This window comes from Sphingomonas faeni (assembly GCF_024273235.1).
GTDB lineage: Bacteria > Pseudomonadota > Alphaproteobacteria > Sphingomonadales > Sphingomonadaceae > Sphingomonas > Sphingomonas faeni_A.
The window spans coordinates 92,038-103,954 of record NZ_JANBVH010000009.1; the positions used below are offsets into that span (position 1 = coordinate 92,038).

Below are 11,917 nucleotides of genomic sequence, written 5' to 3' on the forward strand. Positions count from 1 at the left end.
TAATCCGCACCTTTGTCGCTCTGCTACCGGGTGCCGGCAACAATGTGCAAATCATTTGCTTATTTCCGCATCCAGATCTCGGGATGCGCGTCGATATAGGTCGACAGCGCGGTCGTGATCCGGGCGTCGTCCGCGGTCGAAGGGTGCGCGTGGCAGCCGGTGAAGGCAAGTCCGGTGACCGGCACGAAGGCGACGTTGCGCTCGCCCTCGGCCTTGAGCCGTGCCGCGACCTTGCCGACCTCGGACGCGATTTCGCCGTTGGCCATGTCGGTCGCCCACAGGACGACATGCGCGTGTCGATCGCGCGCGCGCAGGCGTTTGACGAAGTCGACGTAATGCTGCTCGTAATCGGCGTGGAGCGCGTCGCGCGTCTTCCACGGCTCGCCGGGGTGGAGCGGCGTGGTGAAGTCGTTGGTGCCAAGCGCGATCACGAACAGGCTGGGGCGCCAGGCCGGGTCGGCGTAGCGACTGGCCTTGTCGAACAGGGTGAAGGGATAGGCGGTCGGCATGGTGTCGGCGGTCATGCCGTCGTAGTTTCGGACGATGCCGCGGCCGGAGATCGCATTGACCTGGTAGTCGGCGCCGTAACGGCGGGCGGTCAGCGCGGGCATGGCTTGCGCGGTGTCGGTGGTCGCCCAGACTTCGGCCTGCGTGCAGTCGCGCCTGGCGGAGGTGTTACCGTAGCCGACGGTGTGCGAGTCGCCGATGAAATCGATCTGACGCGTGCGGGTGGGTGCGGGGAGCGCGCGTGTTTCCGGGCCGGCGTAGAAGCCGCCGAAGACCGTTGGTGCGGACTGGCTTTCGCTGGCGACGTCGGCCCGGATCGTATGGGGGCCTTTCGACAGGCCGGCGACGCGGTAGAGGCCGGGCTTCGGCTTGACGAGCTTGGCGGCGAGCGCGCCATCGACCGAGACGCGGAGGATGACGTCGCCCTGACCGATCCTGAGCAATGCGCTCCGGCCGCGGAACGCCGCCTCGAAATATGTGCCCGGCCATTGGCGCTTATAGCCGTCCGCGGTCCGCTCGACGCGGCCCCCGATGTGGACGGGGAGGGGGGCGCCGGCTTTCGCGGTCGTCGGGGTCACGGTCGTCGGGGTCACCGTTGGCGGGGTCACCGTCGGCGGTGCGGCGATCGCCGATGTCGACAGTAGCATCGCGGCGACCAGTCCGAGGATCGTCTTCATGCCTTCACCTTCAGCCTTGCGGGAAGCTCGTCCTTGGTGACGTAGCGCTTCGACGCGAAGTCGCGGCGCAATTGGTCCGGCGTGTTCTGGTCGGCGCCGGTCAGCCAGCGGGTGTGCCAGGTCATGAACCAGAGCCAGTCCGCCGTGGGGCCGAGCAGCCTGGGATCGGGGACGGGGCCGTTCTCGTGCAGGCAGATCGGGAGGGTGTCGCCGACGATCGCCTTCACCTGCGCGAACATCGGTGCGAGGTTGCCGTGGTCCTTAGCGTAGATATCCGCGCCGGCGACATCGACCGTCGCGCGGCCGGGATACCAGGCGGGATCGACGTTCTGCCCCGCCCAGCCGAGCACCCAGATCAGGTTGTTCAGCCGGTGGACGCGGGTGAACTGGTCGTACATCAGCGCCCAGAGCGCCTTGAACGCGTCGGGACCGTGCTTGCCCCACCAGAACCAGTCGCCGCTGAATTCGTGGAACGGGCGCCACAGCACCGCGACGCCGCGATCTTGCAGGACGTTCAACAGGCGCGCGACCTCGGTCATGTCGCGCATCATCGCGACGTTCTGCGGCGTGCCCGGTTTCAGCGCGGCGGCGACGTCGAAATCCTTCTTGGAGTTCTCGTAGCCGGTGCCGATGTCGGGCGCGCCCCAATGCCAACATAACGTGACGATGCCGCCGGAGCGCGCCCAGTCGGTTGCCCGGTCGTTCACCGCGTCGTTGTCGCGCGGGTCTATGTAGTCGAGGCCGAGGATCGCCGGCAGCTTGCCGGTGACCCGCTGGAGATAGTCGAGTTCGCCGTTGGGATTGGTCGGGCCGGAGCCTTGCTCCTGTTGCCCGGTCAGCGTTTTCCTGCCGTATTGGCTCCAGAGATAGGCGTAGAGTTGCCGGGCGGCGGGGGACGCGTTCGGGTTGCTCAAGCTGCGGTTCGGCACCGCCGCCAGCGCCGGCACACCGTTGAGCAGGCCGAGCGCTGCCGTCATACCCAGCGTCTCGCGACGGCTCAGCATCAGAGCGCCGCCACCGCCGCGGCGTGCGCGCGGATCACGGCCTGGGTCGAGGTGTCGCTGTCGAACACGCCGTACCAGCCCTGCGGTTCGTGCGGGGGGTCGCCCATATAGCCGAGGTCGCCGCGCTGGAACCTGTGGTCGGCGTGGCGGCTGCGCGCGTCGCCGTTCCACGCCCAAAAGTTCGAGCCTGCAAGTGGTCCGCCGGCCTTGGCGTTCGCCTCGATCGCGGCGTAGATCTGGCGGTAGAAGCGATCCTTGTAGGCTGTCGTGATGGTCGGATCATAGGCGTCCTGGCCATCGCGCGGGTAGCCGAACTCCTCGATGACCAGCGGCTTGCCGAGCGTGGTCGCGAGCCGGATATGCGCGTCGATATAGTCCGCCACCTTCGCCGCGCCCGCGTCGTAGGTACCGGCGAGATTGCCCGCATCCATCCACGTCCAGTTGTTCGGCCAGATATGCGCGGTGAGATAGTCGATCGACGGGGACTTGTGCGCGGCGAGCACGACGTCCTCGCGCTCGATCGAACCCTTCAGCCCTTCGGAGCCGGTCGAGACTAGGTGGTTGGGATCGAGCGTCTTGATGTAGCGCGCGGTCTCGTCGACCCAGCGGTAGAAGGCAGGCAGGTTTGGGACGGCGACCTTGGCGGATCCAGCCGGGCGGGGCTCGTTGGCCAACTGCCACGCCATGATCGTCGGGTCGGCGGCATAGGCGACACCGGTGACGCTGTTGGTCCGCGAGACGATCGCGCGGATGTAGTCGCGGTACATCGCCTGCGCCTGGCCGTTGGTGTAGAATGCCGCGTTCCAGTCGGCGAACTCGGGCCAGGGGTGCGCGGGGTCGTTCATGTTGATGAACTTTCCGCCGTTGACCCACGAGAGATACGTCATCATCCCGCCCGACCATTCCCAGAAGTTTGTCAGGTAGATCACGCCGGTCATGTCGCGCTTCGCCATCTCGGCGAGCGTCCAGTCGAGACCCTTGAGCAGATCCTCGTTGTAGGTCGCGGTCTTATCGCGGAACCCCGGCGTGATCGAGTTCTTCAGCGGCGACAGTTCGGCCGAGCCGAGGATGCGGAGATTACGGACGCCGAGCGCCTGCAACCGATCGAGCTCGCGCGCCAGGCGTGCACGGTTGCCATAGGCGGTCTCGGCCCCGAGCCACGCGCCGTACCAGATGTTCGCGCCGGCGTAGCGGTAGGGCTTGCCGTTGCGTTCGAAGCCGTGTCCGGCAACGGTTACGAACGAAGATGCGGGCGGTTTGCCGGCAAGGGCTCCGGTTCCGAGCTGCGTCGAATTCGTACAAGCGGCCAGCAGGGCCACCCCCGCCAGCAACGCCGCGCGCCTGTCGATTACCGCCAAAGCCTACTCCCCGTCTCGCCTGTGTATCGAGGTCCGATAGCGTTCGACCCCGTTCGGCGCGACCCTAGGTTCGCCTCCGCCCCGACGCTACCGCAGAATATGCGCGCGAGCGGCGCGTTCGAGATGCGCGCGATCGCAATGCTATGGTTTCACTATGCGGTTGCCGGCGATCGATCTCGAATCGCTATGCGGCGGTTCGTAGCTGGAAGAGGCGGGCGCATGGACGCCCGACCATGAAAAGGCACGAAGGCGAACATGTCGTCCGAACCCCATCCGGAGCCCGATGAACCCGGGCTCGTCATCTATGTCGGTCAGGATAGAGCGGGCCACTGGCTCGTGCAGGATGCCGGCGGAAGGCTGGAAGGCCGTTTCGTCTCGCGCAGCGCGGCGCTGAGTTTCGCCAGGGGCGAATGCGAGAGCTACCATGCGAGCCTGGTGATGACGGGGGTGCCCCTGGTTCCGTTGATCCCGTTCGGTCCGGTCGAGGCCGGCGAAAAGCCGCTGTCGCGCGCCGCCTGACGGAAGCCAAGACCATGACAGCTGGAATGAAAAAAGTCGGCACGCTCTCGGGTGGAGCCAGCCGACCGCGACCAAAATCGGTTGCGACACCGGGCAGCCGGGCCGCGCGAGGCGACCCGCGCTGGCCGCGCATCGCGGTGGCGCTTGCCGGGTTGAGGGAGCGCCATCGTCACGCGGTTCGCATCGTCGATGCCGATTGCGGTTGCGGGACGCTGCTGATCGAAACGGTGCGATACGCGCGAACCTTGGGGTTCATCGCGGTCGAGGGACGGGGAATCGACGGGGTGCCGGCGATGATCGGGCGCGCACGGGCTGCGGCAACCCGGCTCGACGATCCCGCGATCGGCCTCGTCTTCGATCTCGCCGACATGATTCAGGCGCTGGTACAGGAAGCCGATTTTCCGGCCGACATCGTGCTGTGGCATAGGGCGCGCGGGAAAATCGATCAGCCCGACGTCACTGCGGCGCTGGCTGCTGCCGGCGATCTCGTGGTGGATGACGCCGAGCAGCGCGCGACCGGCGTGCAGGTATCATGACCCGGCGCGACCTGCGATGGAAGGCCGGCGGGTTCGCGCTGACGGCGGTTTCCTGTGCAATATGCGTGGGGCGCGAGGGTTCGCCTTTGACGATCGTCCTGTTCCTGCTGGCGCTGCTCGGGCTGCCGCTGATGATTTACGGCAAACGGGTCGGGCAGATGTTTCGCGCGGAACGCCGCGGCCATAGCCACACCGTGGACGTGGTCCATGCCGCACGTGTTCGTCGGCGCGGTCAAGGGACGGACGGCTTCGGCCGATGAGCGATCACAAATCCGCCGTGCCGAAATTCTACCATCCCGAGGATTCATCATGAACGGCTTCGACTATCGGGGCGGCGTCCTGCATGCCGAGAACGTGCCGCTGTCCGCGATCGCCGATGCGGTGGGCACGCCCGTGCACGTCTATTCGGCCGGCGCCCTGCGCCACGCCGCCACCGGCTTCAAGGCTGCACTCGGGCATCTGCCGTCCCCGCGGTTCGCGTTTGCCGTCAAGGCCAACCCCAACAGCGCCGTGCTACGGCTGCTGGCCGACGCTGGCTATGGCGCGGATATCGTGTCGAGTGGCGAGCTCCGGCGCGCGCTCGCGGCCGGCATCGCGCCTGCCGGAATCGTCTTCTCGGGCGTCGGCAAGACCGACCGCGAGATTGGCGACGCGCTCGACGCCGGGATCGGCCAGTTCAATCTGGAATTGGAGGAGGAGGGTCGCGTGCTCGCCAGCCTCGCGCGCGACCGTGGCATCCGGGCGCCCGCGGTCCTCAGGGTCAACCCCGACATCGACGGCGGCACGCATGCCAAGATCTCGACGGGTCGGCGCGAGAACAAGTTCGGGGTCGCGATCGCCGACGCGCCGGACATGTATGATCGCCTCGCGCGGCTGGAAGGAATGGACCTTCGCGGCATAGCGCTGCACATCGGCAGTCAACTCGGCGACCTCGGGCCGCTGGAGGCTGCCTATCGGCGGGTCGGTGCACTCGTGTTCGAGCTGCGCCGGCGCGGTCACGGGATAACGCGTGTCGATCTGGGCGGCGGGCTGGGCATCCCCTATCGTTCCGACGACGCGATGCCCTCGTTCGACGAATATGGTGCGATGGTCACGCGGGCGACCGATGGTTGGAACGTCGGCCTGACGTTCGAGCCGGGCCGGGTCATCGCCGGACCTGCCGGCGTGTTGCTGACCCGTGTCATCTGGGTGAAGCCAGGGGCCACCTACCCGTTCGTGATCGTCGACGCCGCCATGAACGATCTCGCACGACCTGCACTCTACGACGCGTATCACCGGTTTGCCGCCGTCATGCCGAGCGGGGAGACGATGACGGCCAACATCGCGGGACCGGTTTGCGAGACCGGCGATGTATTCGGCATGGCGCGGACGATCGACCGGGTAGAGCGCGGCGACCTGGCGGTGCTCGAGACCACCGGCGCCTACGGTGCCGCGATGGCGTCGACCTATAATTGCCGACCGCTGAGCCCCCAGATACTGGTCGACGGCGATAGCTTCACGGTGGTCGGCGATCGTATCATGCCGGCGGAGTTCGCGGCTTAATCGACGCGGGGGCGGCATCGAGCGGAACGCCGTGGCGTCAGTTGGATGGAAAAGCTGGTGACCCCTACGAGAATCGAACTCGTGCTTACGCCGTGAGAGGGCGTCGTCCTAACCGCTAGACGAAGGGGCCGTTAGCAGATGCGGGCGTCTACGGAATGGGGTGGCGGCCGTCAAGACGGTTGCCGCAGTTTCCGAAGACACCCGCGCATTTTGTCAGGCGGCGACCTTCTTGCGCTCGGCCATTTCCTCGTTGAGCATCTCGGCCAGCAGGAACGCGAGCTCCAAGCTCTGGCTGGCATTGAGGCGCGGGTCGCAGTGCGTGTGATAGCGATCCGCCAGCGACTGCTCGGTCACGTCGACCGCGCCGCCGGTGCACTCCGTCACGTTCTGGCCGGTCATCTCGGCATGGATGCCGCCGGCGTGCGTGCCTTCCGCGCGGTGGACCGCGAAGAAGCCGCGGACTTCGGCCAGGATGCGGTCGAACGGTCGCGTCTTGTAGCCGTTGGCGGCCTTGACGACGTTGCCGTGCATCGGGTCGCAGCTCCACACCACCGGATGGCCTTCGCGCGTCACGGCGCGGACGAGGCGGGGCAGGTTCGCCTCGATCTTGTCATAACCATACCGCGTGATCAGCGTCATCCGGCCGGGTACGCGGCCGGGGTTGAGCGTATCCAGCATCCGCAACAAGGCGTCGGGCTCGAGGCTCGGGCCGCACTTGATGCCGATCGGGTTGCCGATGCCGCGGAGGTATTCGACATGCGAAGACCCCTCGAACCGCGTGCGATCGCCGATCCAGAGGAAGTGCGCGCTGGTGTCGTACCAGTCGCCCGTCAGCGAGTCCTGACGCGTCAGTGCCTGCTCGTACTGGAGCAGAAGCGCCTCGTGGCTGGTGTAGAAATGCGTCTGCGCGAGCTGCGGCACGGTCTCGGGATCGATGCCGCAGGCGGCCATGAACTCGAGCGCCTCGCCGATCCGGTCCGCGGTCTCGGCATATTTCTTCGACCAGGGGCTGCGGCCCATGAAGTCGTGCGTCCAGCGGTGGACCTGGTGGAGGTTCGCGTAGCCACCCTGTGCGAAGGCTCGGAGCAGATTGAGCGTGGCCGCCGACTGCGAATAGGCGCGGATCATGCGCTGCGGATCGGGCGCGCGGGCCTCTGCCGTGAAGGCGATGTCGTTGACGTTGTCGCCGCGGTACGAGGGCAGCTCGACGCCGCCGATCGTCTCGGTATCGGTCGAGCGCGGCTTGGCGAACTGCCCCGCCATGCGGCCGAGCTTCACGACCGGGAGCTTCGACGCGAAGGTCAGGACGACGGCCATCTGAAGGATGACGCGGAACGTGTCGCGGATGTTGTTGGCGCTGTGCTCGGCGAAAGACTCGGCGCAGTCGCCGCCCTGAAGCAGGAACGCCTTGCCGGCGGCGACCTCGGCGAGCGACGCGGTCAGGTTGCGCGCTTCGCCGGCGAAGACGAGCGGCGGGAAGGTCGCGAGCTGATCGGTCGCCGCGGTCAGCGCGGCGGCGTCGGGATAGGTGGGGAGCTGCCGTGCTTCGTGACGCGTCCAGCTGTCGGGGGCCCAGTTCGCGGCCATATCATGTCGTCCGATTGATGAATTGTGGGGCTGGCCATGCGCGAAAACGCCTTTTCGCGCAATGAAGTAAAGCTTTGGGGCGGGTGTGCCGGCTGGTTTCAATACCCTGCGTCGAGGTCCGCGACGTTCTTCATCGGCTTGCCGCCCAGGAACGCGGCGAGGTTTTCGAGGAACAGTGCCGCACCGCGCGCGAACATCGTGGTCTGGCTGCGGCCCGACAGATGCATCGTGACGATGGCGTTGGGCGTCGACCAGAGCGGGTGATCGGCGGGCAGGGGCTCGGGGTTGGTCGGGTCGAGCACCGCGCCGGCAATGCCGCCGTCGGTGAGCGCGGCGATCAGCGCGTCGTCGTCGATCATGTCGCCGCGGGCGATGTTGATCAGCCATGCGGAGGGCTTCATCGCCGCGAGCTCGTCGTGGCCGATCATCGCGTGCGTGGCACCGGTCGAGGGGGCGGCGAGGACGACCCAGTCGAAATCGCCGAGCCGGTCGCGCCAGGCGTCGGGCGTGATCGTGCCGTCGCGGCCGGTGCGGGTGACGCCGGTCACGTCGACGCCGAACGCGCTCAGGCGGTCGCCGATCATCCGGCCGATCGTGCCGTAGCCGATGATCAGCGCCCTGGTGCCGGCGAGTTCGATCTTGCCGGGCGCGTCCTTCAGCCATTCGTGGCGGTCCTGCGCGCGCAAGACCGTGTCGAAGCGCTTGGCGGCGACGAGTATGGCCATCACGGCGTATTCGGCGACTGCGACCGCGTTGATGCCGGCACCGTTGGTCAGCGTGACGGCGTTGTCGCGGAGGGTATCGAGTGGGAATGCGTCGAGGCCGGCGTAGATCGTCGAGACCCATTTGAGGTTTGGCCCGGCGTGGCGGATCGCGTCGGCGACGAGCTCGGTCGGCTGCATGTCGACCCAGGCGATGTCCGCGTCCGCGATCATCGCGTTGGCCTCCGCGGGCTTGGCGAACCAGGCGGTGTCGAGGTCCGCGGGGAGGCGCGGTTCGAGGAGGGGGCGGGCGGCGGCTGGGAGGACGGCTTTCATCGGGGGAACATCGGTTGGTGGCGGGGAGAGTCAAGTTGTCGGAGGGGCGGGGGTGCGGTCTTACGATCCTCCCCCGCAAGGGGGAGGTGGCGCCGGAGGCGACGGAGGGGGCGGACACGGAGCAGGGGTTATCGCCTCCTCCCCCTCCGTCGCTTCGCGCCACCTCCCCCTTGCGGGGGAGGATCGAAGGGCGCGTAAGTTCTTCGCGATATTAAAGCGCGATCTTCCAGTCCCAGCCTAGCGAGTCGCCGTCCATGACCTCGACGCCGGCGGCGGCCAGTTCGTCGCGGATCGCGTCCGACGTGCCGAAGTCTTTCGCAGCGCGGGCGTCGCGGCGGTCCGAGAGTCGCGCGGCGATGGTGGCTTCGTCGATCGTCGCGGTCACCGGGCGGATGCGCAGGTCTTCGCGGCGGATCGTTCCGAGATCGAGGCCGAGCACCGCGTCGAAATCGACCAGCGCGTCGAGCCGGTCCGCCGGTGCGATACGCTTGTCCGCGAGCAGTTCGTCGAGGATCGGCAGCGCGCGCGGGGTGGCGAGGTCGTCGGACACCGCGGCGTCGAGCCGTTCGCGATAGTCGCGCGCGCTACCCGACGGACCGCCCGGCCCGCGGGTGGCCAGCGTCTCGACGGTCATCGCGAGCCGCTTCAACCGCGTCTGCGCCGCGGCGAGGTTCTCCCACGAGAATTCCAGCTCGCTGCGATAATGCGCCTGGAGGCACATCAGCCGGTAGGCGAGCGGGTGGAAGCCGCGGTCGACTAGCGTCTGCAACGTGGTGAACGTGCCGCCCGACTTCGACATCTTGCCCGAGCGCTCGACCAGGAAGTTGTTGTGCATCCACAGCGTGGCGCCGGTGTCGCCGCAGTCGCAATGCGCCTGGTTCTGCGCGATCTCGTTGGGATGGTGGATCTCGCGGTGATCGATCCCGCCGGTGTGGATGTCGAACGTGTCGCCGAGATACTGCTTGCTCATCACCGAGCATTCGAGATGCCAGCCCGGCGCGCCGCGACCCCAGGGCGAATCCCATTCCATCTGGCGATTTTCCCCGGGAGCCGAAGTGCGCCAGATTGCGAAGTCCTGCGGATGGCGCTTGCCCTCGACCGGATCGATCCGGCTTTCGCCCTCATCGTCCTGCGATCGGGCGAGGCGACCATAATCGGGCACCGTCGAGGTATCGAAATACAGCCCGTCCGGCAGCTGGTAGCAATGCTTGTCCGCGATCGCCTCGCCGAACGCGATCATCTCGGCGATATGATCGGTCGCGAGCGGGAATTTGCTCGGCGGGCGGATGTTGAGGTCGTCGAGGTTGCGCTTGAAGGCGTCGGTATAATGACGCGCGATCGCCCAGATATCCTGGCCGCTGGCGCGCGCCGCCGCCTCCATCTTGTCGTCGCCGACATCCGCGTCGGAGGTCAGATGGCCGACGTCCGTGATGTTGATGATGTGGGTGAGCGGATAGCCCTTCCACGTCAGCACGCGGCTGAGCGTGTCGGTGAAGACGTAGGCGCGCAGATTGCCGATATGCGCGTAGTTGTAGACCGTCGGGCCGCAGGAATAGATGCCGACGTTCGTGGGGTCGATCGGGGTGAACGTCTCGAGCTGTCGCGAGAGGCTGTTGTATAGCGTCGTGGGGGAGCGGGTCATGCGCGCCTCTTAGCGACCGCGCGGGCGGCGGCAAATAGCGCGCGCTTGCCTGCCGCCCGTCAGCGCGTGATGCCGATCACGGCGCTTGCGGTGTAGCCGTCGGCGACGGAGCCCGCAAAGGTCGGGGTCTGCTGCGCGACCTGCGCGGCGGTGTTGTCGCCGAAGACGTTGTCGCTCGACGTCGAGATGGTGGCGAACCGCGTCGCGCTCGCCGGATACAGCGTCGTATCCGCATAGACCGCGTTGCAGAGTGCGGCGGGCATGGCGAGCTGCGACGTCAGTATTGCATGACGGCCGCCGGTCGCTGCGGTCAGGCTCGAGAAGACCTCGAAATGCATGTGCGGATAACGGCCGTCGTAACAGCCGGGGACGATCGTCGTGAAGGTCACCTGGCCTGCCGCATCGGTAACCTGGACGCCCCGCAGATAGCTTTCGGTCGGTGCGCTGTAGAGCGAGTAATCGCCGTTGCGGTCGCATTGCCAGAGATAGACCGCGTAATTGGCGAGCGGCGCGCAGGTCGCGTCGACGTCGACCAAGGTAAGCGTGATCCTCAATTGCGTCCCGGTGGCGACGGTGGTGGTGCCGATGAAGCTCGCGCGGATGTCGCTGCGGACGATGCCCGACACGGTCAGCGCGTTGGCGGTCGATCCGCTCGACGCGTTGGTGCCGTCGGCGGGGTAGGGGCCGGCAGTCTCGGTCGGATCGGCGATGCAGGTCGTGGCGATCGTCGTCGCGGTCGACGTGGATGTCGGCGTTGCGGTGGAGGCGAGGGTCGGCGTGACGTCGGTGACGATCACGACGTCGTCCGACGACTCGGCATTGCCGCAACCGGAGAGCAAGGCGAGCGTGCCTGTACCGGCGAACCACTTCAGCGCGTCCCGGCGGGCGAGCAGCCTCCGCAACGTCGCCATGTCTTCGGCAAGGCTGTGGCCGTGGCCGTGGCTATCGGCGTGGGGGGCTTGGTCGTGGTGGTGCATATGATGGCCTGTCTGGTAAGGAAGGCTATCTGGCCAAGACGTGTGGCCTGGGTGTTTCGCGGTGTTGCGGTGTGTGTCCGCGATCGGTCTGCACATCGGCGTGGCGTCCAGGTCCGAGCGGACGGTTGCTGCCTTTGCTTTGCGTGGGTGCTCGCGTGGGTGCTCGCGCGGGTTTGGCTTGAAACGCCGGCGGACCCCTGATAGGGGCCCCAATTCATGCGGCGCGGACCTATTCGCGACGGCAAAAATCTATTCGACCGGAGCTAAACGGGTTTATGCAGATCATCGTACGCGACAACAACGTCGACCAGGCCCTTCGCGCGCTCAAGAAGAAGCTGCAGCGCGAAGGCGTGTATCGCGAGATGAAGCTGCGCCGGCACTATGAGAAGCCGTCGGAGAAGCGCGCACGCGAGCGTGCAGCAGCGATTCGTCGTTCGCGCAAGCTCGACCGCAAGCGCGCCGAGCGCGACGGCGCACGGTAAGATCTGATCGACCAGACCCGGTGATCGGGTCGGGTCGGTATTTACGGGG

At 67.0% G+C, this 11,917-nt stretch carries 12 protein-coding genes and 1 tRNA gene; 5 read left to right on the forward strand and 8 right to left on the reverse strand.

Annotated features, from left to right (window positions below):
* Window positions 1–59 precede the first annotated feature (59 nt).
* From NLI89_RS06780 to NLI89_RS06790, 3 genes are read right to left on the reverse strand one after another with little or no spacing between them, the layout of a single operon-like run.
* Window positions 60–1,184 carry an SGNH/GDSL hydrolase family protein gene (locus tag NLI89_RS06780; RefSeq protein WP_254686329.1) on the reverse strand — a complete coding sequence of 375 codons (1,125 nt, stop codon included), beginning with the start codon at window positions 1,182–1,184 and terminating at the stop codon, window positions 60–62.
* Window positions 1,181–2,188 (reverse strand): glycosyl hydrolase, encoded by a 1,008-nt coding sequence (locus NLI89_RS06785; protein ID WP_254686330.1) that lies wholly within the window; start codon window positions 2,186–2,188, stop codon window positions 1,181–1,183. The genes NLI89_RS06780 and NLI89_RS06785 overlap by 4 nt, the downstream gene beginning before the upstream one ends.
* Window positions 2,188–3,546 (reverse strand): glycoside hydrolase 5 family protein, encoded by a 1,359-nt coding sequence (locus NLI89_RS06790; protein WP_254686331.1) that lies wholly within the window; start codon window positions 3,544–3,546, stop codon window positions 2,188–2,190. Before NLI89_RS06790 ends, NLI89_RS06785 begins: the two co-directional genes overlap by 1 nt.
* Before the next feature lie 255 nt (window positions 3,547–3,801).
* Between NLI89_RS06790 and NLI89_RS06795 the strand changes: the two genes are divergently transcribed.
* Genes NLI89_RS06795 through lysA form a run of 4 tightly spaced genes read left to right on the forward strand, consistent with a single transcriptional unit; the run spans window position 3,802 to window position 6,143 of the window.
* On the forward strand, window positions 3,802–4,065 hold the full coding sequence (locus NLI89_RS06795; protein WP_254686332.1) for a hypothetical protein: 264 nt from the start codon (window positions 3,802–3,804) through the stop codon (window positions 4,063–4,065).
* Between the two features lie 26 nt (window positions 4,066–4,091).
* Window positions 4,092–4,601, forward strand: a complete 510-nt coding sequence (locus tag NLI89_RS06800; RefSeq protein ID WP_254686333.1) for a class I SAM-dependent methyltransferase — start codon at window positions 4,092–4,094, stop codon at window positions 4,599–4,601.
* Window positions 4,598–4,861, forward strand: a complete 264-nt coding sequence (locus NLI89_RS06805; RefSeq protein WP_254686334.1) for a hypothetical protein — start codon at window positions 4,598–4,600, stop codon at window positions 4,859–4,861. Before NLI89_RS06800 ends, NLI89_RS06805 begins: the two co-directional genes overlap by 4 nt.
* A 49-nt stretch (window positions 4,862–4,910) precedes the next feature.
* On the forward strand, window positions 4,911–6,143 hold the full coding sequence (gene lysA / locus NLI89_RS06810) for a diaminopimelate decarboxylase (RefSeq protein ID WP_254686335.1): 1,233 nt from the start codon (window positions 4,911–4,913) through the stop codon (window positions 6,141–6,143).
* A gap of 55 nt (window positions 6,144–6,198) precedes the next feature.
* Here lysA and NLI89_RS06815 read toward each other — a convergent pair.
* From NLI89_RS06815 to NLI89_RS06835, 5 genes are all read right to left on the reverse strand, one after another.
* Window positions 6,199–6,273 (reverse strand) — tRNA-Glu (locus NLI89_RS06815).
* An 83-nt stretch (window positions 6,274–6,356) separates the two neighbouring features.
* Window positions 6,357–7,730, reverse strand: a complete 1,374-nt coding sequence (locus NLI89_RS06820; protein WP_132741841.1) for a class II 3-deoxy-7-phosphoheptulonate synthase — start codon at window positions 7,728–7,730, stop codon at window positions 6,357–6,359.
* Between the two features lie 98 nt (window positions 7,731–7,828).
* The gene (locus NLI89_RS06825) at window positions 7,829–8,767 is read right to left on the reverse strand and encodes a D-2-hydroxyacid dehydrogenase (protein WP_254686336.1); all 939 of its coding nucleotides are present in this window, start codon (window positions 8,765–8,767) and stop codon (window positions 7,829–7,831) included.
* Window positions 8,768–8,978: 211 nt separating this feature from the next.
* Complete coding sequence (gene cysS / locus NLI89_RS06830; protein ID WP_254686337.1) at window positions 8,979–10,409, reverse strand: cysteine--tRNA ligase; 1,431 nt, start codon at window positions 10,407–10,409, stop codon at window positions 8,979–8,981.
* 59 nt (window positions 10,410–10,468) lie between these two features.
* Entirely contained in the window at window positions 10,469–11,386 is a 918-nt protein-coding gene (locus tag NLI89_RS06835) for a dioxygenase family protein (RefSeq protein WP_254686338.1), read from the reverse strand.
* A 275-nt stretch (window positions 11,387–11,661) separates the two neighbouring features.
* Here NLI89_RS06835 and rpsU point away from each other — a divergent pair, with 275 nt between their 5' ends.
* Window positions 11,662–11,868 (forward strand): 30S ribosomal protein S21, encoded by a 207-nt coding sequence (rpsU, locus tag NLI89_RS06840; protein WP_055878578.1) that lies wholly within the window; start codon window positions 11,662–11,664, stop codon window positions 11,866–11,868.
* Window positions 11,869–11,917: the final 49 nt, after the last annotated feature.

Bases quoted from the DNA above. Each gene is read 5' to 3' on its own strand.
- NLI89_RS06780 (WP_254686329.1), bottom strand. From the start codon at position 1,184: ATGAAGACGATCCTCGGACTGGTCGCCGCGATGCTACTGTCGACATCG.
- NLI89_RS06785 (WP_254686330.1), bottom strand. From the start codon at position 2,188: ATGCTGAGCCGTCGCGAGACGCTGGGTATGACGGCAGCGCTCGGCCTG.
- NLI89_RS06795 (WP_254686332.1), top strand. From the start codon at position 3,802: ATGTCGTCCGAACCCCATCCGGAGCCCGATGAACCCGGGCTCGTCATC.
- NLI89_RS06800 (WP_254686333.1), top strand. From the start codon at position 4,092: ATGAAAAAAGTCGGCACGCTCTCGGGTGGAGCCAGCCGACCGCGACCA.
- NLI89_RS06805 (WP_254686334.1), top strand. From the start codon at position 4,598: ATGACCCGGCGCGACCTGCGATGGAAGGCCGGCGGGTTCGCGCTGACG.
- lysA (WP_254686335.1), top strand. From the start codon at position 4,911: ATGAACGGCTTCGACTATCGGGGCGGCGTCCTGCATGCCGAGAACGTG.
- NLI89_RS06820 (WP_132741841.1), bottom strand. From the start codon at position 7,730: ATGGCCGCGAACTGGGCCCCCGACAGCTGGACGCGTCACGAAGCACGG.
- NLI89_RS06825 (WP_254686336.1), bottom strand. From the start codon at position 8,767: ATGAAAGCCGTCCTCCCAGCCGCCGCCCGCCCCCTCCTCGAACCGCGC.
- cysS (WP_254686337.1), bottom strand. From the start codon at position 10,409: ATGACCCGCTCCCCCACGACGCTATACAACAGCCTCTCGCGACAGCTC.
- NLI89_RS06835 (WP_254686338.1), bottom strand. From the start codon at position 11,386: ATGCACCACCACGACCAAGCCCCCCACGCCGATAGCCACGGCCACGGC.
- rpsU (WP_055878578.1), top strand. From the start codon at position 11,662: ATGCAGATCATCGTACGCGACAACAACGTCGACCAGGCCCTTCGCGCG.